This window comes from Thioalkalivibrio sp. ALM2T (assembly GCF_000381505.1).
In the GTDB taxonomy this organism is placed as follows: Bacteria; Pseudomonadota; Gammaproteobacteria; order Ectothiorhodospirales; family Ectothiorhodospiraceae; genus Thioalkalivibrio; species Thioalkalivibrio versutus.
Map to the genome: position 1 here is coordinate 139,606 of NZ_KB906558.1, position 19,948 is coordinate 159,553.

Annotated in this window: 19 protein-coding genes, 1 other RNA gene and 2 riboswitches; of the genes, 7 read left to right on the top strand and 13 right to left on the bottom strand. The window is 66.6% G+C overall.

All coding sequences use genetic code 11. From position 1 onward, the window contains the following. Positions 1–100 precede the first annotated feature (100 nt). The 6 genes from gcvPB to F816_RS0105365 all read right to left on the bottom strand — a co-directional run bounded on the left by gcvPB (position 101) and on the right by F816_RS0105365 (position 6,811). Complete coding sequence (gcvPB, locus tag F816_RS0105340; protein WP_019593841.1) at positions 101–1,609, bottom strand: aminomethyl-transferring glycine dehydrogenase subunit GcvPB; 1,509 nt, start codon at positions 1,607–1,609, stop codon at positions 101–103. Between the two features lie 81 nt (positions 1,610–1,690). Continuing rightward, positions 1,691–2,218, bottom strand: a complete 528-nt coding sequence (tpx, locus tag F816_RS0105345) for a thiol peroxidase (RefSeq protein ID WP_019593842.1) — start codon at positions 2,216–2,218, stop codon at positions 1,691–1,693. Between the two features lie 65 nt (positions 2,219–2,283). Further along, complete coding sequence (gcvPA, locus tag F816_RS0105350) at positions 2,284–3,636, bottom strand: aminomethyl-transferring glycine dehydrogenase subunit GcvPA (RefSeq protein ID WP_019593843.1); 1,353 nt, start codon at positions 3,634–3,636, stop codon at positions 2,284–2,286. A gap of 84 nt (positions 3,637–3,720) precedes the next feature. Continuing rightward, complete coding sequence (gcvH, locus tag F816_RS0105355) at positions 3,721–4,113, bottom strand: glycine cleavage system protein GcvH (protein WP_018176402.1); 393 nt, start codon at positions 4,111–4,113, stop codon at positions 3,721–3,723. Positions 4,114–4,186: 73 nt separating this feature from the next. Beyond that, the gene (gene gcvT / locus F816_RS0105360; RefSeq protein ID WP_019593844.1) at positions 4,187–5,287 is read right to left on the bottom strand and encodes a glycine cleavage system aminomethyltransferase GcvT; all 1,101 of its coding nucleotides are present in this window, start codon (positions 5,285–5,287) and stop codon (positions 4,187–4,189) included. Between the two features lie 120 nt (positions 5,288–5,407). Further along, positions 5,408–5,519: riboswitch (glycine riboswitch) on the bottom strand. A gap of 1 nt (position 5,520) precedes the next feature. Further along, a riboswitch (glycine riboswitch) is annotated at positions 5,521–5,622 on the bottom strand. Positions 5,623–5,890: 268 nt separating this feature from the next. After that, a complete protein-coding gene (locus tag F816_RS0105365; protein ID WP_019593845.1) occupies positions 5,891–6,811 on the bottom strand; it encodes a ZIP family metal transporter in 921 nt (306 codons plus the stop codon). A gap of 158 nt (positions 6,812–6,969) precedes the next feature. On the opposite strand from F816_RS0105365, the gene F816_RS0105370 reads away from it, so the two are divergent. Next, positions 6,970–8,361, top strand: coding sequence for a sodium:alanine symporter family protein (locus F816_RS0105370; RefSeq protein WP_019593846.1), 1,392 nt, complete (start codon positions 6,970–6,972; stop codon positions 8,359–8,361). A 64-nt stretch (positions 8,362–8,425) separates the two neighbouring features. Next, a complete protein-coding gene (nadC, locus tag F816_RS0105375) occupies positions 8,426–9,259 on the top strand; it encodes a carboxylating nicotinate-nucleotide diphosphorylase (protein WP_019593847.1) in 834 nt (277 codons plus the stop codon). Between the two features lie 831 nt (positions 9,260–10,090). Here nadC and orn read toward each other — a convergent pair. Beyond that, a complete protein-coding gene (gene orn / locus F816_RS0105380) occupies positions 10,091–10,657 on the bottom strand; it encodes an oligoribonuclease (protein WP_019593848.1) in 567 nt (188 codons plus the stop codon). 128 nt (positions 10,658–10,785) lie between these two features. On the opposite strand from orn, the gene F816_RS0105385 reads away from it, so the two are divergent. The 3 genes from F816_RS0105385 to rsgA all read left to right on the top strand — a co-directional run bounded on the left by F816_RS0105385 (position 10,786) and on the right by rsgA (position 12,641). Then, the gene (locus F816_RS0105385; RefSeq protein ID WP_019593849.1) at positions 10,786–11,106 is read left to right on the top strand and encodes a cytochrome c; all 321 of its coding nucleotides are present in this window, start codon (positions 10,786–10,788) and stop codon (positions 11,104–11,106) included. Next, positions 11,099–11,434, top strand: a complete 336-nt coding sequence (locus F816_RS0105390; protein WP_019593850.1) for a 4a-hydroxytetrahydrobiopterin dehydratase — start codon at positions 11,099–11,101, stop codon at positions 11,432–11,434. Before F816_RS0105385 ends, F816_RS0105390 begins: the two co-directional genes overlap by 8 nt. 310 nt (positions 11,435–11,744) lie before the next feature. Then, positions 11,745–12,641, top strand: a complete 897-nt coding sequence (rsgA, locus tag F816_RS0105395) for a ribosome small subunit-dependent GTPase A (protein WP_019593851.1) — start codon at positions 11,745–11,747, stop codon at positions 12,639–12,641. A gap of 139 nt (positions 12,642–12,780) precedes the next feature. On the opposite strand, the gene F816_RS0105400 is transcribed toward rsgA, so the two are convergent. The 6 genes from F816_RS0105400 to ffs all read right to left on the bottom strand — a co-directional run bounded on the left by F816_RS0105400 (position 12,781) and on the right by ffs (position 17,002). Continuing rightward, complete coding sequence (locus F816_RS0105400; RefSeq protein ID WP_019593852.1) at positions 12,781–13,575, bottom strand: hypothetical protein; 795 nt, start codon at positions 13,573–13,575, stop codon at positions 12,781–12,783. Between the two features lie 30 nt (positions 13,576–13,605). Continuing rightward, on the bottom strand, positions 13,606–13,950 hold the full coding sequence (locus F816_RS0105405) for a histidine triad nucleotide-binding protein (protein ID WP_019593853.1): 345 nt from the start codon (positions 13,948–13,950) through the stop codon (positions 13,606–13,608). Positions 13,951–13,983: 33 nt separating this feature from the next. After that, positions 13,984–14,574, bottom strand: a complete 591-nt coding sequence (gene recR / locus F816_RS0105410) for a recombination mediator RecR (RefSeq protein ID WP_019593854.1) — start codon at positions 14,572–14,574, stop codon at positions 13,984–13,986. A 22-nt stretch (positions 14,575–14,596) separates the two neighbouring features. After that, positions 14,597–14,923, bottom strand: a complete 327-nt coding sequence (locus F816_RS0105415; RefSeq protein ID WP_018146146.1) for a YbaB/EbfC family nucleoid-associated protein — start codon at positions 14,921–14,923, stop codon at positions 14,597–14,599. Positions 14,924–14,974: 51 nt separating this feature from the next. After that, entirely contained in the window at positions 14,975–16,819 is a 1,845-nt protein-coding gene (dnaX, locus tag F816_RS0105420) for a DNA polymerase III subunit gamma/tau (protein ID WP_019593855.1), read from the bottom strand. Positions 16,820–16,905: 86 nt separating this feature from the next. Next, positions 16,906–17,002, bottom strand: an RNA gene (gene ffs, locus F816_RS14395) — signal recognition particle sRNA small type. 264 nt (positions 17,003–17,266) lie between these two features. Between ffs and F816_RS0105425 the strand changes: the two genes are divergently transcribed. Together F816_RS0105425 and gorA are read left to right on the top strand one after the other, a co-directional pair. Continuing rightward, positions 17,267–18,016 (top strand): glutathione peroxidase, encoded by a 750-nt coding sequence (locus tag F816_RS0105425; RefSeq protein WP_019593856.1) that lies wholly within the window; start codon positions 17,267–17,269, stop codon positions 18,014–18,016. A 198-nt stretch (positions 18,017–18,214) separates the two neighbouring features. Next, a complete protein-coding gene (gene gorA, locus F816_RS0105430) occupies positions 18,215–19,609 on the top strand; it encodes a glutathione-disulfide reductase (protein WP_026333142.1) in 1,395 nt (464 codons plus the stop codon). Positions 19,610–19,948 lie beyond the last annotated feature (339 nt).

Consider the following 19,948-nt stretch of genomic DNA (forward strand, 5'->3'; position numbering starts at 1 on the left):
AAAAAAGGCGTTTACTACCCCGCAAAACGGAAACGCCCCCGACAAGCGGGGGCGTTTCCGAACGAACCAGGAAGCCCGGGGCCGGCCCCCGGGAATCCCGTCAGCCGTGCGTACCGGTGCGCGCCGCGCTGGCGTCCCCGTCCTCGGCGGGCTGGAACACGACATCCAGCGCCTTGGCGGCGGCCACTTCGTTGAAGCGCCGGTTCGGTAGCGTGTGTGGCGCGCTCTTGATCGTTTCCATGTCGTTCTCCGACTCGGCCAGGATGCAGGCCATCGCCTCGACAAAACCGTCCAGGGTCTCTTTCGACTCGGTCTCGGTCGGCTCCACCAGCAGGCACTCCGGCACCAGCAGCGGGAAGTAGGTGGTCGGCGCATGGTAGCCGTGGTCGAGCAGGCGCTTGGCCACATCGCCCGCAGTCAGTCCACGTTCCTTGGCCTGCTTCTTCATGGTCACGATGAACTCGTGGGTGGCACGGCGCTTGGGATAGGCCAGGTCGAACCCGGCTGCGGCCAGTTCGCGCGCCAGGTAGTTGGCATTCAGGGTCGAGAATTCGGAGACCCGCACCATGCCCTCGCGCCCCAGCATGCGCATGTAGATATAGGCCCGCAGGAGCACACCGGCGTTCCCGGCAAACGCGGACAGGCGCCCGATGCTCTGCGGACGATCGGATTCCTCGGCAAAGCGGTAGCCGCCCTGCTCGGCTTCGATCACGTGCGGGATCGGCATGAACGGCAGCAGCCGTTCGGCGACGCCCACGGCACCGGAACCCGGTCCACCGCCACCATGCGGCGTGGAGAAGGTCTTGTGCAGGTTCATGTGGATCACGTCGAAGCCCATGTCGCCCGGGCGTACCTTGCCGAGGATCGCGTTCAGGTTGGCACCGTCGTAGTACAGCAGGCCGCCGGCCTCGTGCACGATGCCGGCAATCTGCTTGATGCGCCGTTCGAACACGCCCACGGTGGACGGGTTGGTCAGCATGATCCCGGCGGTGTGCGGACCCACGGCCGCCTTCAGGGCCTCGATATCCACGTCACCGGTATCGTCGGTGGGAATCTCGCGCACCTCGTAGCCGCACATGATCGCGGTCGCCGGGTTGGTGCCGTGGGCGGCATCCGGCACGATGATCTCGCGGCGCTCGGTATCGCCGCGGGCATCGTGGTAGGCGCGGATCATGGCCACACCGGTGTACTCGCCCTGGGCACCCGCCATCGGCGCCAGCGAGACCGCCTTCATGCCGGTCACTTCCTTCAGCATCTCCTGCAGTTCGAACATCGTCTGCAGGAAGCCCTGGCTGTGGCTGGCCGGAGCAAGCGGATGCCGGTTCAGGAACCCGGGCAGCATCGCGAGGCTGTTACAGGCGCGCGGGTTGTACTTCATCGTGCACGAGCCCAGTGGGTAGAACTCGGTGTCGATGGAGAAGTTCTTCTGCGACAACCGCGTGTAGTGCCGCACCACGTCCAGTTCCGAGGCCGCCGGCAGACCCGGGGCGGACTTGCGCTGCAGGTGCGCCGGGATGCGGGTCGCGGCGTGGTCGCGCGGCGCCTGGGCCACGGCCGAGCGGCCGGCGCGGGAACGTTCGAAGATCAGATTGGCTTCAGTGGTGCTCATAGCGGTTTCTCGCTTGCGTATTCGGGTGACGGCGACCGGGCACAGGCCCGGCCACCGGCGGCACGGAGGGACTCCGGCCGATTACTGGGTCGGGCTCAGGTTGGCCCGATCATCCAGGGCCGCGAACGCGGCGTCGTAGTCCGGCTCGTCGCCGATCTCGGAGACCAGCTGGGCGTGCATCACCAGGTTGTCGGTATCCAGCACGACCACACCGCGCGCGGTGATCCCGGCCAGCGGGCCGTCCTGGATCAGCACGCCGTAGTCCTTGGCGAAGTTGCGATCGCGCATCATCGACAGCACGGTCACGCGTTCCAGGTTCTCGGCGGCGCAGAAGCGGCTCATCGCGAACGGCAGGTCGGCGGAGATGATCAGGATCTCGAGATCCGGACGGCTGGCCACCATCTCGTTGAACTTCTTGGTGGAGTCGGCGCAGACCGGGGTATCCAGGCTGGGCACGATGGAGATCAGCTTGCGCTTGTCGCCGAAGTCGGCCAGCGAGACATCCTGCAGATCCTTGTTGGTCAGCTTGAAGTCCGGGGCCGGCGAGCCCACGTGCGGCAGATCGCCGTTGGTGTTGATCGGATTACCTTGCAGCTTGATTTCGGCCATGGTTGCCTCCCGGCTTGATGTGTATGGCGCTTGGTGTCGTTGACCGTGGGAAGCGGATAACCGCCTCAGGCGGCCTGCTCCCAAGTGGTCACGTACTGCTCCAGGTCGGATTCGGTCTTGGTCTCGGTGGCGCAGGCGAGCACGCAACCATCCAGCTGCGGATAGTCCCGGCTCAGCTCGAGGCCCGCCAGCACGCCGGCATCGGCCATGGTCTGCACGCGGGTCGCGGCATCGCCGCCGAAGTCCAGCGCGACTTCGTGGAAGTACTCGCCGGTAAAGCGCGGTTTGATGCCCTTGGCGGCCAGTTTTTCCACCAGCGCATGGGTGTTGGCGTAGCAGGCCTCGGCCACGCGGGTCAGGCCCTCGTCACCCAGCAGCGACATATGGATCGTCGACGCCGTCACCACCAGGCCCTGGTTGGTGCAGATGTTCGAGGTCGCCTTGGAGCGGCGGATATGCTGCTCGCGCGCCTGCAGGGTCAGCACGAAACCGGGCTTGCCGTCGGCGTCCTTGGCACGGCCGACAATGCGCCCTGGCATCTGCCGGATATGCTTCTTCAGCGTGGTCATGAAGCCGTAGTACGGCCCGCCGGACGACAGCGGCGCACCCAGCGGCTGGCCCTCGCCGACCACGATGTCCACGCCATTGGCGCCCCACTCGCCCGGCGGCTTCAGCAGCGCCAGCGAGACCGGGTTCACTACGGCAATGACCGGGATGCCGCGTTCCTCAGCCCACCCGGTCAGGGCATCCACGTCTTCCAGGATGCCGAAGAAGTTGGGCTGGCTAATCACCATGGCGGTGACGTCGTCATCCGCATGCGGTGCCAGCGCCTCCACCGGCGTCTGTCCGGTGGTCTCGTCGAACGGCAGCTCGACCAGTTCGATGCCCTGGTTGCCGATCAGCGTCTTCACCACCTTGCGATAGTCCGGGTGCAGCGCCCCCGGCAGCAGCACACGCTTGGCCTTGGAGCGCCGATTCACGCGCACCGCCATCAGCACGGCCTCGGCCAGGGCGGAGGCACCGTCATACAGGGAGGCGTTGGAGACCTCCATCCCGGTCAGCCGGCTGATCATCGTCTGGTATTCGTAGATCAGCTGTAGCGTGCCCTGGCTGGCCTCCGCCTGGTACGGCGTGTAGGCGCTGTAGAACTCGCCGCGGGTAGCGATCTGCCACACGGCAGCCGGGATGTGGTGCTCGTAGGCACCGGCCCCGATGAAATTCGATGGCATGCCGTCCTTCGCAGCCCGCTCCTGCATCAGGCGGGTGATGCCCATCTCGCTCTCGCCCTCGGGGATCCCCGTGAGTGGCGGCGAACGCAGGTCGGCGGGAATCTCGTCGAACAGGTCCTCGACGGATTCGGCGCCAATGCTGTCGAGCATGGCACGGATGTCTTCTTCGGTATGCGGGATAAACGGCATGTCAGGTCTCGCTTTCGCCGATTGCGGCGAAGTTCGGTTGGGTCCCGGCCGGACGCGGCCGGGACCGGTGATACGCGGCTACGCTCAGGATTCCGCCTCGACGTGCGCGGCATAGGCATCCGCGTCCATCAGCGCATCCAGCTGGCCGGCATCGGACGGCTCCACCTTGAACAGCCAGCCATCCTCGAAAGGCGACTCGTTGACCTTCTCGGGGCTGTCGGCCAGGTCCTCGTTGACCGCGGTCACCTCACCGGAGATCGGCGCATAGATATCCGAGGCGGCCTTGACCGACTCCACCGTGGCGCAGGCCGTGCCGGCCTCGATGGTGCTGCCCGCTTCCGGGGCCTCGACAAACACCAGATCGCCCAGCAGTTCCTGCGCGTGATCGGTGATGCCCACGGTCACGCTGCCGTCAGCCTCGCTGCGCACCCACTCGTGGCTTTTGGTGTACTTCAGATCCTTCGGTGCTTCGCTCATGACATCTTCCTTTTGCTTGTTGGATCCCGCCTGCGCAGTGTAGTCCGGCGCAGGCGGCATGAGGCAATTCTTGTTAGCTCTTGAGTTCGATCTGCGGCTCGCCGTTACGGACGAACACCGGCTTCACCACGCGCACCGGCAGCTTGCGGCCGCGGATATCCGCGTGCAGCTCGTCGGCCTCGACCCCGGCCGGGATCCGCGCAAAGGCGACCGACACGCCGAGGCTGGGGGAGAAGCTGCCGGAGGTCACCACGCCGTCGCCGGCCTCGGTCTCAATGCGAGTGCCGCCACGCAGCACCCCGCGACCGTCCAGCACCAGCCCCACCATGCGTTCCTTCACGCCCTCGGCCTTCGACTGCTCGATCGGCGCGCGGCCGATGAAGTCCCGCTCGGCATCCTTCAGCGCGATGGTCCAGCCCAGGTTGGCGGTCAGCGGATTGGTCTGGTCGTCCATGTCCGTGCCGTAGAGATTCATGCCGGCCTCCAGGCGCAGGGTGTCGCGCGCGCCGAGGCCGATGGGGTGCACGCCGGCCTCCTTCAGCTTTTCCCAGAGACCGTCGGCCTCCGCCGCCGGCAGCATCACCTCGAAGCCGTCTTCGCCGGTGTAGCCGGTACGGGCGACAAACCACTTGTCATTCCAGACCGCGGAGAATGGCTTGAGATCCCCTGCATTGCGCAGATCGGCCGGCAACAGCGGTAGGGTCTTCTCTACCGCCTGCGGCCCCTGAATCGCAACCAGGGCGAACTCCGGGCGCGGCTCCACGGTTACATCGAAGTCCTTCGCCACCGCCTGCATGTGAGCGATGTCGCCCTCGGCCGTCGCGGCATTGACCACCGCGCGGTAGGTATCGCCACCGGTCCAGTAGATGATCAGGTCGTCGATCACGCCGCCGGCTTCGTTCAGCATGCAGCTGTACAGCGCGCGACCCTCGGTCTTCAGCTTGGCCACGTCGTTGGCCAGCAGATAGCGCAGGAAGGCCTGGGCCTGCGGGCCGTGGATATCCACGACCTGCATGTGCGAGACATCGAACATGCCGGCGGATTCGCGCACCCGCTTGTGCTCCTCCATCTGGGAGCCGTAATGCAGCGGCATCTCCCAACCGGCGAAATCGACCAGCTTGGCCCCCGCGCGCTGATGCGCGGCATGGAGCGGAGTTGTCTTCAACGTCGTCATCTAGTTCTCGCCTTGCTTGCGTGTCGTGGTCGGCTCGCCGGCATCCGCCGGTGGAACCGCGAGGCCCGGCCGCCGCGCTCCGGGCATAAAAAAAGGGGCGGCCGGCAGAATGAATCTGCCAGCCGCCCCTCTGTCCTGAAACCTGAGAGTTTGCGTCGCGTCAGTCCGTTGTCGGACTGCGTGACCGCCCCCTTCGGTGGGCCGTTTCCGGCCGCTCTCCAGAGTGTGTCTCCTGCACCGTTCCGGTCCTGTAGCCTGAGCGATTCCGGGCGGATGTTGCGCCTTCGGCGTCTGCCAATCGACTGGCGATCGCAGATCTCTTCCAGAACGGTGTGCGGGCATTGTCGGGCGCCCACAGACGAAACTAATTGTAGACCAAAATACCCTCGCTGCGAAAGCCCGGACGGGTCGCGCCACTATTCCGGCGCCGCGGCCTGCCCCGTCACATATCCTGCAAGCACCGTCATTGCGAGGAGCGCAGCGACGAAGCAACCTCCTTACGAAACCAGCGGATGCTGACGCTCTGCCAGCTTTCGGAGGTTGCCGCGTCGCCAGCGGCCCCTCGCAATGGCGGTGCCAGTGGCGACCACTGTGCGCGCTGCCCTACAACGCCATGTCGATCGCGAGGAGGACGACGAAGCCGACCAGGACCCCCACCGTGGCCTGGGCCTCGTGGCCCTTGCGGTGCGACTCGGGGATGATCTCGTGACTGATCACGAACAGCATCGCTCCGGCCGCGAACGCCAGCCCCCAGGGCAGCAGGAACTCCATCAGCGTGATCGCTCCGGCCCCGATCAGGCCGCCGATCGGCTGCACCAGCCCCGTCAGCAACGTCACCCCGAATGCCGCCCACTTGCTGTAGCCCAGCGACAGCAGGGCGATGGCGACCACCAGCCCCTCGGGCATATTCTGCAGCCCGATCCCGATGGCCAGCGCAATCCCGTCGCTCACCTCGTCGCCGCCAAAGCCGACGCCCACGGCGAGGCCCTCCGGCAGATTGTGCAGCGCGATGGCGAAGATAAACAGCCAGACCCGCCGGATCTTCTGCGGGTCGGCCCCGCTTTGCGGCCCGATGAAGAAATGCTCGTGCGGCACCAGCTTATGCAGCGCCAGCAATGCACCGCCACCCAGCCCGATCCCCACCGCGAGCACGACAATGGCCATGCCCACGCCGCCATACTGCGCTTCCGCCTGCTCCACCGAGGGCAGCACCAGCTCGAACGCCGTGGCCGACAGCATCACCCCGGCGCCGAAGCCCATCATCGCGTCCTCGACCGACTGACTGATGCGGCGCAGGAAGAAGATCGGGATCGCCCCCACCGCGGTCATCAGACCGGCGACGAAACTCGCCAGCAAGCCGATCTGCAGCGTGTTCAGATCGGCAATGCGCTCTTCCAGCATCGGCCACAGCAGGCTGACCAGCCAGATGAAGACCGCCAGTGCGATCAGCGATCCGACGAGGAAGATCCGGGGTACCGGTTTGCCGTGATCCGGCTCGGAAACGGCGGGAGAGGGTTCGGTCATGCGTCGTCCTTGAGAGTCGAGGCCGCCATTGAAACAGGGTCCATCGCGGCGTTCCACAGACGCGCCCAATGGCCGGGTTCGACAAAAGCTATCGTCAACACCCGTTGTGCGCGGTAGAGTTTTCAGCCAAAGCCGCTCCGGACCACAAGGACCCACCGATGCTCGACACCATCGACCAGTTCCTCGGCGACACCGCCGGCCTGCTTTGGGGCAACCCGCTCACCCTGATCCTGCTGCTGGGCACCGGGCTCTACCTGACCATTCGCCTGGGCCTGGTCCAGGTCGTCGCATTCCGCGAGGGCTGGCGCGCCCTGCGCGGGGCGGATGGACGCGGCGGCGGCACCGGCCAGATCTCGCCATTCCAGGCACTGTCGACCGCGCTGTCCGGCACCATCGGCACCGGGAACATCGCCGGTGTGGCCACGGCCATCGCGCTGGGTGGCCCCGGGGCGCTGTTCTGGATGTGGGTGACGGCCTTTTTCGGCATGGCCACCAAGTTCGCCGAGACCACCCTGGCCGTGCGCTACCGCGAGATCGCCCCGGACGGCAGCATCGCAGGCGGGCCGATGTTCACCCTGCTCCACGGGCTCAAGATGAAGAAGCTGGCGATCCTGTTCGCCGCCTTCACCCTGATCGCCTCGTTCGGCATCGGCAACATGGTGCAGGCCAACTCGGTGGTCGACGGCCTGACCTTCATCGTGCCGGACCTGCGCGCCGACGACGACATCATGGGCTGGATGGCCCTGATCATCGGCCTCACCATGGCCGTGCTGGTGGCGCTGGTGATCATCGGCGGTGTGAAGCGCATCGCGATGATCGCCTCGACCATCGTCCCGTTCATGGCTGTGATCTACATGCTGGGCGCCTTCGTGGTGATTGCCGCCAACATCGAGGCTGTGCCGGCCGCCATCGGCACCATCCTGAACCTCGCCCTCAACCCCTGGGCGGCCGGCGGTGGTGCCATCGGCCTCGCCATCCAGTACGGCGTCGCGCGCGGGATGTTCTCCAACGAGGCGGGCCTGGGCTCCTCGGCCATGGCGCACGCCGCGGCCAAGAACGGCGACCCGCCGCGCGAGGGCTCGGTGGCCATGCTTGAGCCGTTCATCGACACCATCGTGGTCTGCACCCTGACCGGCCTGGCCATCGTCGTCACCGGGGCCTATATCGACCGCGCCGACGACGTGGTCGGTGCCTCGCTGACCGCCACCGCCTTCAGCTCCGCGCTGGGCCCGTTCGGCGCCATGGTGGTCGGCATCAGCCTGATGCTGTTCGCCTTCTCCACCATGATTGCGTGGTCCTACTACGGGGACCGCTCGGCCTACTTCCTGTTCGGCGAACGCGCGGTGATGCCCTACCGCGTCGTATTCGTCATCCTCATCGTGATCGGCGCGACCATCCCGCTGGGCGTGGTCTGGAACTTCTCCGACATCGCCAACATCCTGATGGCCGCACCCAATCTGATCGCGCTGATCCTGCTGGCCGGCCTGGTCAAGAAGCTGCGCGACGACTACGTGGCGCATCGCCCGATGCCGGATCGCCATGAGGGATGAGTACAGCTTTGCGGGTGGTCCATCCGACCCGTTCGCACAGGGCCCCGCACGTCCGGACGCGGCCATGCTGGTGCGCGAGGTCGAAGGCGCCCTCGCGGAGGACCTGGGCCCCGATAGCGTCGACGGCGACCTGACCGCCGCCCTGGTCCCGGCTGAACGGGTCGCGCGCGCCACGCTGCTATTGAAGGAAAGCGCGATCGTTTGTGGCCAACCCTGGTTCGACCGCGTGTTCGCCAGCCTCGCGCCGGGGACACGGATCGACTGGCAGGTGGCCGAAGGCACCCACGTGGAAGTGGACGACGCACCGCGCGTGATCGCCACCCTGGAAGGCCCCGCACGGGCCGTTCTGGCGGCCGAACGCGCGGCCCTCAACCTGCTCCAGACCCTATCCGGAACGGCCACCGAGACCGCCCGCTGGGTCGCCCGCCTGGAGGGCACGGACAGCCGCGTCCTCGATACCCGCAAAACCCTCCCGGGCCTGCGCCACGGGCAGAAGTACGCCGTGCGCTGCGGCGGGGGCCACAATCATCGCCTCGCCCTGTGGGATGCCGTGCTGATCAAGGAGAACCACATCGCCGCCTGCGGCTCCATCGCGGCCGCAGTGGAACGAGCCCGCACCCTGGGCGCCGGGCGCTGGGTAGAGGTCGAGACCGAGAACCTCGACGAGGTCGATCAGGCCCTGGCCGCCGGGGCCGACGTGATCATGCTCGACGAGCTGCCGCTGGCAGATCTGGCCACGGCCGTGCAGCGCATTCGCGGCCGCGCGATCTCCGAGGCCTCCGGCGGGGTCACACCGGATACCCTGGCGGCCATCGCCGCCACCGGCGTGGACTACATCTCGGTCGGCGCCCTGACCAAGCATCTCCACGCCATCGACTACTCCCTGCGCCTGGACTAGCTCTGCGGTTGCGATCCCGACGATTACGGGGCGTCGCTCACCGCCTGAGGGCCAGGCCTGGTTTATCCGATGGTGTTTAGTATGGCTTCGGTCCGCCGCCTGCCTGGTTGTGGCTGGCCATGGTTCGGCACCTGGTGTTTACGGTGCCTTCGTCGGGCCGCCTGCCACGCGCTCTCTCGCGAGCGCACCGCGCCCGTTGTTGATCAAAAACTGGCTTCTTTGCTCGTGCAAAGAAGTACCCAAGAAACACGCCCGACTGCCGCGACCCCGGCCCGCTGCGCGGGCCGGGGTTCCCCTCGCTCCGAGGCTTTTCGCGGGCGGCGCTGAACTCGCTGCGCTGCGCTTCGCTCAGACATCCAGCGCCCCGTGTTTAGCGCCCCGTGTCTATTGAGAATCGTCCCGCGAAAAACCTCTCCACTCGGCGCGACGGCAACGGGGAGGTAGGTCAAGACAACGGCCGTTCCGACGATATTGCTAATGGATGATGGCTAGGTCTTCGAGGATCATCGGCACGCTCGGCCTGCGGCCATGGCGTGCCACGCCCGCGGAGCGGGCGCCGGGGGGCGTAGGATGTGATGAGCGCAGCGAATCGCATCAGGGTTCCGCACGGCGTGGGGAACGGTGCGATTCGCTGCGCTCAACAGCACCCTACGAGATACCGCCTATTTTGACCTTCTTCTCCGTATGGAGCCCCTCGCGGTGCGCTCGCGAGGGAGCGCGTGGCAGGCGGCCCGACGAAGCCACCGTAAACACCAGATGTTGAACCGGGCCCAGCAAGGGCGGACACAGCGCCCACGCCAAGTGCGGTATGGCGCCTGGAAGGACGGGAGGCTAGTGCTGCTGCGACGCCGGCGGCATCTGGATGAAGCGTTCGCGGTACAGGCGCAGTTCGTCGATGGAATCGCGGATATCCTGCATCGCCTGGTGCGACGCGTTCTTGCGCAACTGCGCGATCACGTCCGGGGCCCAGCGCCGCGCCAGCTCCTTCAAGGTAGAGACATCCAGATTGCGGTAGTGGAAGTACTGCTCCAACTCCGGCATCAGGCGCGCCATGAAGCGCCGGTCCTGGCAGATGGAATTGCCACACATCGGCGAGGCCCCCTTCGGCACATACTGTGCCAGGAACGCCAGGGTCGCCTGCTCCGCATCGCGGGTGTCCGACGAGCTGTTGCGCACCCGTTCGATCAGCCCCGATGTTCCATGCGTGCGCTGGTTCCATTCGTCCATCCCCTCCAGCACCTCGGCCGGCTGGTACAGGGCAATGACTGGCCCTTCGGCCAGGATGTTCAGGTCCTTGTCGGTGACGATGGTCGCCACCTCCAGGATCCGGTCGGTTTGCGGCTCCAGACCGGTCATCTCGAGATCGATCCAAATCAGGTTTTCGGCATTCACGGCCATGTCGCGTACTCCTTCGCGGGGAGGCCGTCGTGTGACGACCACGGCCCTTTCATATGCCGCAGGAGTCTATCATCATGGTTGCGGGGCCTGTGGCCCCGGACTCCAACCCCCGTGATCAGGAGGGAACAATGCGACATACCAACGCACGTATTGCCGCCGGCACTGCCGCGCTGGCCCTGAGCCTTGGCGGCGCAAACTTCGCGCTGGCGGATGACATCCGCATGGGACAGGAGCTGCACAGCGACAACTGCATCAGCTGTCACGCCGACATGGTCGGAGGCGATGGCTCCGACCTCTACACGCGATCGAACCGCATGGTCGGCTCGCACGACGAACTGGTGGCCCAGGTTAACAACTGCAACGTGAATCTCGGTACCAACTGGTTCGACGACGAGGTCAATGCCGTGGTCGCCTACCTCAACGCGGAGTACTACCAGTTCGATGACTGATCTGAAAACCAAGCACTGCCAGTCCTGCGAAGGCTTTACCAACCCGATGCCACGGGACGATGCCCAGCACGCCCTGGGACAGCTGCACGACGCCTGGGGTATCGACGAGACCGGCAAGAGCATCCAGCGCAGCTTCAAGTTCAAGAACTTCCACGAGACCATGGCGTTCGTGAACGCCGTCGCCTGGATCGCGCATGGCGAGGATCATCACCCCGACATGGCGGTCGGCTTCAACCGCTGTGCGGTGGAGTTCTCGACCCATGCCATCGGCGGGCTGAGCGAGAATGACTTTATCTGTGCCGCGCGCGTCGATGCCCTGTTCGACTAACCCTAGGGAAACACTGATCAATGTACACGTTCGCGTTGGTCCCCCAGGTTTTCCGAGACAAGGCGCGGTCCGCAGCCGGTAGTGGTTCTACCGGCAAGGGGCGCAACGCAGGATCGGGGAACCTGGGGGACCAACCCCACAAGCTATCGAATGAAGGGGCTCGGCCACTTTTGCGCGCGCACGGCGTTGCGGCTCCCTTGTGCAGAACGCTGCACGGCAGTCACCGCGCCTTGTTCGCACGCAAAAGTGACTCGAGCGCGAACGTGTACATTGATCAGTGTTCCCCTAGCCGCCACGGCCGAGTACGAGCTTGACGCAGATTGCCCGGGTCTTCGCCCGCCACAACCAGATGGCCGACATCGCGGGGCCCGACGCGGCCCCGCGGCGGTTACGCCTGCACCGCCGCTTCCGCGACCTCGCCTGCGGCGACCTGGTCGAGCTGGATGCCACCGGCGGCGAGGTGACCCGCCAGCTGGATCGCAACAACGTGCTCGTGCGCCGCGACGGCTTCGGCCGGCGCAAGGTCATCGCGGCCAATATCGACTGCGTGTGGATTGTGATCGCGCCGGAACCGGCACCCTCGCGCAACCTGATCGACCGCTTCCTGGTGGCCATCCTCAACCTGCCCGCCCGCCCCCGCCTGCTGATCAACAAACAGGACGAGGGACCCGCGGCCCGGCCCGAGTGGCTGGGCGCCTACCGCCAGCTGGATCTGGATCCGCTATTCGTCAGCGCCAAAAGCGGGTTCGGGCTGGACGACCTGGCGGCGGCGGCGGCCGGCCAGACCAACATCCTGGTCGGGCAGTCCGGCGTCGGAAAGTCCTCGCTGGTCGCCGCGCTGCTCGATGAGTACGGGATCGTCGACGCGATCGCGCCAACCACTGGTGACCTGGCCGCCTCCGGCGAGGGACGCCACACCACGGTCACCGCCCAGTGGTTTCCCCTGGCCAACGGCGGCGCCTGGATTGACTCGCCCGGCGTGCGTGACTTCACCCCCGAGATCCCGTCTCTGGACACCCTGCAACGCGGCTTCCCGGACATCGCGGAGCTTGGCGATCACTGCCGCTTCCGCGACTGCCGCCACCAGAGCGAGCCCGGCTGCGCGGTACTGACCGCGATCGAGGCCGGAGAACTCCCCGCTCCACGCCTGCAGGCCTGGCACGCCCTCGCCGCCGAGATCCCCGCCCAGAACCGCGCTCGCGGGTAACTTTCCCACCACGAAGCACACGGAAGGCGCGAAGAAAACCACGGGTTATATAGCGATTAACAGGAAGGGCGGGGCCGCACGGTGGCGTGCAGTGAGAGTCGCGGCGGAACGTGTGCAGATGTCGCGGCGGGGGCCGGGATCAGAAGGTCAGGCCCATCTCGACGCCGATGACCGAGGAGGCCGGCTCGCGGCTCACGCCTTCAAACTCGAGGCGATCGGCCAGCCAGTTATCCGCGGAGTTCAGCGAATAGTCGTCGTAGTACAGGCTCAGGGACAGCTCGGACTGATTCTGCAGACGCAGGCGGCCATCCAGGCTCAGGTAGCCGGCGGTACGGCCCGTCTCGCGACTGCGATCACCGTAGCCGAAGCCCAGATCTCGATCCTCGCTGGACAGCGGCTGGCGCACGCCCACCCGGAACTGGCTGTCGAAACGCCCGGAGGCGAAGGTCGGCCCGAAGCTGAAATCGGTGAAGTACGCGGTGGACTCACCGGACGGCCCGAGCTCGTTCCAGTCCGGACGCGTCTCCATGCCCACCCCAAGATTCAGGCCGTAGCCGAAGCCCCCACCCAGTTCCTGGTGATAGCCACCCACCGCCTCGAACAGGCGTGTCCCGCCAAAGGCATTGTCGGCCTCGTCCAGGGCCGAGGCATCGCCGGTACTGCGCACCGACAGGCGATAGCGCGATTCGGTGTCGCGACCCATTTCCGGCTCGTCGCGCAACGTCACCCCCGCCCCACCGACCCCCTGGGTCTGGGGTGGCGCAACCAGCGAGTAACGGTCGGCGGCGCTGGCAGCGCCCGTGCCCAGTGCGAGCCCCGCAACCACCAGCGAAACCACGAACCAGCCCGAGCGCCACGCGCGCGCACGAAGCGGCCGCAGGCATTGTGCCTGCGGCCGCTTCAGGGCTGCACCGTTCGATCCTTGTCGCGTCACACCAGTAATCCGTGTTGTCGTTCCTGGTCGCTAGCCGGGGGGCCAGCTCAGTGCACGCCCAGCGAGGACATGCATGTGTATATGGTAGACCGTTTGCCCACCGTGGTCGTTGCAATTCATCACGGTTCGATAACCGTTCTCCGCAAATCCGCGATCGCGTGCGATCTCCGCCGCGGCCTGGGCCATCTGCCCGATCACCGGGGCCTCCGCAGCGCTCAAATCGTTCAGCGTGGCAATGTGCGTTTTCGGGATCACCAGCACATGTTCGGGCGCCTGCGGGTTCAGATCCTCGAAGGCCAGCACCGCGTCGTCCTCGAACACCACCCGGGCCGGGATCTCGCCCGCCACGATCTTGCAGAACACGCAATCCGTCATGCCGCTACTCCTGTATCACAATATTACCACGCATCAATATTCGCGCCGACCCGAAAGTGCATGCGCCAGGGTGCCGGCATCGATGTACTCCAGCTCGCCGCCGCTGGGGATACCCTGGGCGATACGCGTGGTACGAATCCCGTGACGTGCGGCCATCTCCGCGAGGTAATGCGCGGTCACCTCGCCCTCTACCGACGTGTTCGTCGCCAGGATCAGCTCCTCCACACCCTCCGCCTGCAAGCGGGCCTCCAGTCGGTCGAGCCCCAGCTCCTCCGGGCCAATCCCGTCCAGCGGCGACAACCGACCCAGCAAAACGTGAAACCGACCGCCGAAATCCGTGGCCGACTCGATCGCCAGCACGTCGCCGGGGCTCTCTACTACGCAAACCACCCGCGAATCGCGCTCCGGGTCCGCGCAGCGCCAACAGGTCTCGGCCGAGGTCAGCGTGCGGCACACCGAGCAATGCCCGATGCGCGCCACGGCCTCGTCCACCGCCCGCGACAGGCGTCGGGCGCCCTCACGGTCGCGCTCCAGCAAGTGCAGCGCCATGCGCCGCGCCGACTTCGCCCCGACCCCGGGGAGGCAGCGCAGCGCCTGGACCAGCTCGTCCAGTTCCGCTTCCATCAGGCGCGCCCGCTCCGCCGGTTCAGAACGGCAGCTTCATGCCGGCCGGCAGGCCCATGCCCTCGGTCAGGCTGCCCATGCGCTCCTGCGTGGTGGACTCGACCTTCTGCACCGCATCGTTGATCGCGGCGGCCACCAGGTCTTCGAGCATGTCGCGATCATCGTCGAACAGGCTGGGGTCGATCTTCACGCGGCGCGCGGCGTACTTGCCGGTCAACACCACGCTGACCAGCCCGCCGCCGGCCTGGCCCTCGATCTCCATCTCGGCCAGCTCGGCCTGCACCTTCTGCATGTCTTCCTGCATCTTCTGGGCCTGCTTCATCAGGCCACCCATGCCACCTTTCATCATCGGTTCGATCTCCTGCCCCGCACCAAGGCGGGTTTGTCCGTATTCGACGGGTTAGCGCGGGGCCGACGACGCGTCGCCCGCGGAGTTGTCTTCGTTGGTTTCGCGAATGCGCACCGCGCCCAGTTCGGCGCCAAATTCCTGGCCCAGGGCCTGGACCACCGGGTCCTCGCGCATGGTCGTCTCGGCGCTAGCCTGACGCTCTGCCGAGGCCGCCGCAAGCCGCGCCGCGGGTGTCGTCTCCGACGGTTCGGACTGGTTGACAATCTCCAGGCGCAGGGAGTGCCCCAGCGTCTTCTCCAGCGCTTCCTTCAGGCGGGTCCTGGCCCGGTCGGTACACAACGTACCCGGAGCCACCGCAATTACCACGCACTCCTGGTCATGCTTGCGCAGCTCCGCGTGCAGGGCGAGTTCGCGCACCGTCCCCATGGGCAGGCCCTCGGCAAAACGGTGCCAGTCGAACATCCCGTCTGCGGCCACGGCAGGTGCGACCGGTTCCGCAGTCGAAGATGCCGCCGGCGTGGCCTGTCGCGGCGACGACTCGCGGTGCGTGGGCTCATCGGCGTGCACCGGCGGTGTGGGTGCCTCCCGCGGAGGTGGCGGCTCACTCACCCGCTCGCGGGGCGGCGGCGAGTTTTCACCGCTGCGCGAGGCCGCCTGCGCGGCCGAGTTCGGCACGGCCGGTTCGACGGCAGCGGATCGCGCCGCCGCTGCGGCATTACGGGAGGGCGCGGTGCGCGGCGCAGACGCTTCCCCGCGCACCGTGGCCGGCCGGCGTTCGGCCTGGCCCTCGCCCTCCCCAGACGCCGGGGCTGGCTCCGGGCGAAAGGCCAGTAGGCGCAGCAAGGTCATCTCCACGCCCATGCGCGCGTCCGGCGCGTAGGGCAGATCACGCACCCCGTGGATCAGGATCTGATAGGCCAGCTGAATCGTTTCCGGGTCGACCCGGCCGGCGGCCTCGTGTGCCCAGACCCGCGCCTCCTCGCCCGCCGCCGGTGTGACACCGGCCACCTGCTGCACCGCCACCTGATGCACCAGCGCGGCGAGTTCGTCCAGCAGGCGCGACCAGTCGGGCCCCAACGTCTCCAGCTCCGCCAGGCCCGCCAGCAGGGCCGGGCCGTCCCCGGCAAACACCGCATCCAGCAGCGCGGCCAGTCGCGTGCGCGGGAGCAATCCAAGCATGTCGCAGGCGTCGGATTCGCTCAGGCGGTCGCCGCCATAGGCAATCGCCTGGTCGGTCAGACTCAAGGCATCGCGCATCGAGCCCTCGGCCGCCTCGCCCAGACGCAGCAGGGCACCCGGCTCCGCCTCGACGCCTTCGGCGGCCAGGATCCGGGTCAGGTGCTCGGCGATCATCGCCGGCGGCATCGGTTTCAGGTTGAACTGCAGGCAGCGCGACAGCACGGTGACCGGCAGCTTCTGCGGATCGGTCGTCGCCAGCAGGAACTTCACGTGTTCCGGCGGCTCCTCCAGAGTCTTCAACAGGGCGTTGAAGCTCTTCTCCGAGAGCATGTGTACCTCGTCTATCAGGTACACCTTGAAGCGCCCGGTGGTCGGGGCATAGGAGACGTTATCCAGCAGCTCGCGGGTATCGTCCACCCGGGTGCGCGAGGCGGCATCCACTTCGATCAAGTCGAGGTGGCGACCCTCGGCGATCTCCACGCAGGAACGGCACTCGCCGCAGGGCGTGGCCGTCACGCCGGTCTCGCAGTTGAGACAGCGCGCAAGAATCCGGGCAATGGAGGTCTTGCCCACCCCGCGGGTACCGGCAAACAGGTAGGCGTGGTGCAGGCGTTCGCCGCTCAGGGCATTGGCCAGGGCGCGCACCACATGCGGCTGCCCGACCAGGTCCTCGAAGCGCGAGGGACGCCACTTGCGGGCCAGAACCTGGTGACTCATGCCTCCCCCGTCAGTGGAGTCTGTTGCGTGCCCGGGTGCGGGGCAATCACCGCAGGAATCTGGGCCGCAAGGAAAAGGGTGGTGGCCCGCACCCGCCACACCCCGGCGCCCGACGCAGCTGCTACCGTTGCTCCCTTCCGGGCCTGGCGGGGTTCACAACCTGTCGTCGCGAGGGGACTGATACGGACCACCATAACGCGGACCGCGATTCGGGCTTTCCGAATCCGGGCGGCAAGCTTCCGCATTTCCGGCGGACGCGTCAACCTTGAGACGCCACAAAGGGCCGGAACTGACGATAGCCCGAAACTAACAACCGCATAGAGAACGAAAACTGGATCAATGAGAGGCCAGCCCTTATCTTGAGTCTCGCAGTCGGGCATCGCCTCGACCGAACCAAAATCTTCTTTCTGGTCTACTGCAGTTAACACCCAAACAGGAGTACGAAACATGGAACTCGAAAATCGCGAAGGTCAGCGCGTCCCGGAAGTCACCTTCCGCTGCCGCAAGGACAACGACTGGAATGACGTCCGCAGCGAAGACCTGTTCAAGGGTCGCAACGTGGTCGTCTTCGCCCTGCCGGGCGCATTCACCCCGACCTGCTCATCCGCCCACGTGCCGCGTTATAACGAGCTGGCACCGGTGCTCAAGCAGCACGGCGTCGACGAGATCGTCTGCATCTCGGTCAATGACGGCTTCGTGATGGAAGCCTGGCAGGCCGATCAGCAGGCCGACCGGGTGACCTTCATCGCCGACGGTAACGGCGAATTCACCGAACAGATGGGCATGCTGGTCGACAAGAGCGACCTTGGCTTTGGTCACCGCTCCTGGCGCTACTCCATGCTGGTGCGCGACGGCGTGATCGAGAAGCAGTTCATCGAGCCGGACGAGCCGGGCGACCCCTTCGTCGTCTCCGACGCCGACACGATGCTGGCCCACGTCGCCCCCGAGGCCGCCTGCCCCGAAGATGTGGTCGTCTTCACCAAGCCGGGCTGCCCGTACTGCGCCAGCGCCAAGGAGATGCTGGCGAACGCCGGTCTGGATTACGAAGAGATCATCCTGGGCCGCGACGCCAGCCTGCGCAGCCTGCGGGCGGCTACCGGTGCGATGACCGTGCCGCAGGTGTTCGTCGGCGGGCACCGCATCGGCGGCGCGGAAGATCTGCAGGAATGGATCTCCCGCGAGAAAAAGGCGGCGTAACGCGTCACCACCACCCGGGGCGGGTCCACGGCCCGCCCCGGATGGCCATCTGCACCCACAGGTGGCCATCCGTGTCCGGATGTCGCCCCATCCGGACGTCCGGACACGGATGGCAGACCCTGGCGACCGCAACGAGTGCGCTCGCTATGCAACACTTTTACCGAACCCCTTTTCACCAAACCCTTTTGAGGCATGGACATGGAACACTACGACATCATCGTGATCGGCGGCGGTAGCGGCGGCCTGGCGGTCGCCGAACGCGCCGCCCCGCACGGCGCCCGCGTTGCCGTGTTCGACCCCAAGCCGCTGGGCGGCACCTGCGTGAACGAAGGCTGCGTGCCCAAGAAGCTCACCTGGTACGCGGCGGAACACCTGTCGCACGCCCGCGAGGCCGGCGAGTTCGGCGTGTATGTCGAGATCAAGGGCATCCGCTACGCCGAGCTGGCGAATAAACGCCAAGCAATGCTGAAGAACCTGAACCAGTTCTGGTCCGGGCACCTGGAGAAGCTGGGTGTCACCCATATCCCGGAGCGCGCCCGCCTGACCGGCAAGAACAAGGTCGTCAGCGACAGCGGCACCGAGTACACCGCCGAGCGCATCGTGCTGGCGATGGGCGGCGCGCCGATCGTGCCGCCGCTGGAAGGCGCCGAGCTGGGCGCCACCTCCGACGACTTCTTCGAGTGGACCGAACTGCCGGCGTCCATTGCCGTGATCGGCGCCGGCTACATCGGCCTGGAGATGGCCGGCATGCTGCGCTCCATGGGGGTGAAGACCGACGTGGTTGCGATGGAAGACCGCGTGCTGGAGATGTTCGACCCGATGATCTCGCAGGCGCTGGACCAGCACATGGAGTACCAGGGCATCGACCGCCATCTGGGCGTGAAGGTCGCCGGTCTGGGCGGTGAGCCCGGCGCGGTCACCGTGAAACTCGAGGGCGGCCAGAAACTGGGGCCATACGAAAAGGTGCTGTGGGCCGTGGGCCGCAAGCCCGCCACCGCCGACATGGGCCTGGAAGAGGCCGGCGTCGAGATCGCCCGCGGCGGCATCATCCCGGTGGACGAATGGCAGGCGACCAATGTCGAGGGCATCTATGCCCTGGGCGACATCATCGGCAAGGGCCCGCTGACGCCGGTGGCCATCGCCGCCGGTCGCCGTCTGGCCGCCCACTGGTATGCGCCGGAGTCCAACCCGGTACCGGTCGACTATGACCAGATCCCCACCGTCACCTTTACCCACCCGACCGCGGGCATGGTCGGACTGACCGAACCGCAGGCGGTGGAGAAGCACGGAGACACGGTGCGCATCTACGAGACCCAGTTCGGCGGCCTCAACCGCGCCTTCGCCGAGGGCGAGGTCCCGCCGGTCGCAATGAAGCTGGTCTGCTCCGGGGACGACGAAAAGGTCGTCGGCATCCACATGATCGGCGCCAGCGTCGACGAGATGCTGCAGGGCTTCGCGGTGGCCGTACGCATGGGCGCAACCAAGCGTGACCTGGACCTGACCATCCCGCTGCACCCGACCAGCGCCGAGGAACTGGTCACCCTGAAGGAAGGCCGCCCGGGCCGACAGGAAGGCATCGCCAAGGCCGCCTGAAGGTCACGCCGTTCTCCCCACGTAAAACGCCGCCCCAGCAACCAACCGGGGCGGCGTCAAGACGTTATCTCGTGGGCCGTCTGTGCCCGTATTTTCCAGAGAGACGCGGATTGAATCGCGCGTTCGCGTTGGTGCCCCCTGTTTTCCGAGACAAGGCGCGTCGTGCAGCGGGTAGTGGTTCTACCCGCAAGCGGCGCAACGCAGGATCGGGCCATATTCATTCAGGATCGGGGGGGCACCAACCCCACAAGCCATTGAATGCAGGGGCTCGGCCGCCCGTTGTTGATGGAAACGGGCGCGCGAACAGCGTTGCGGTTCCTTTGTGCAGAGTGACTGCAC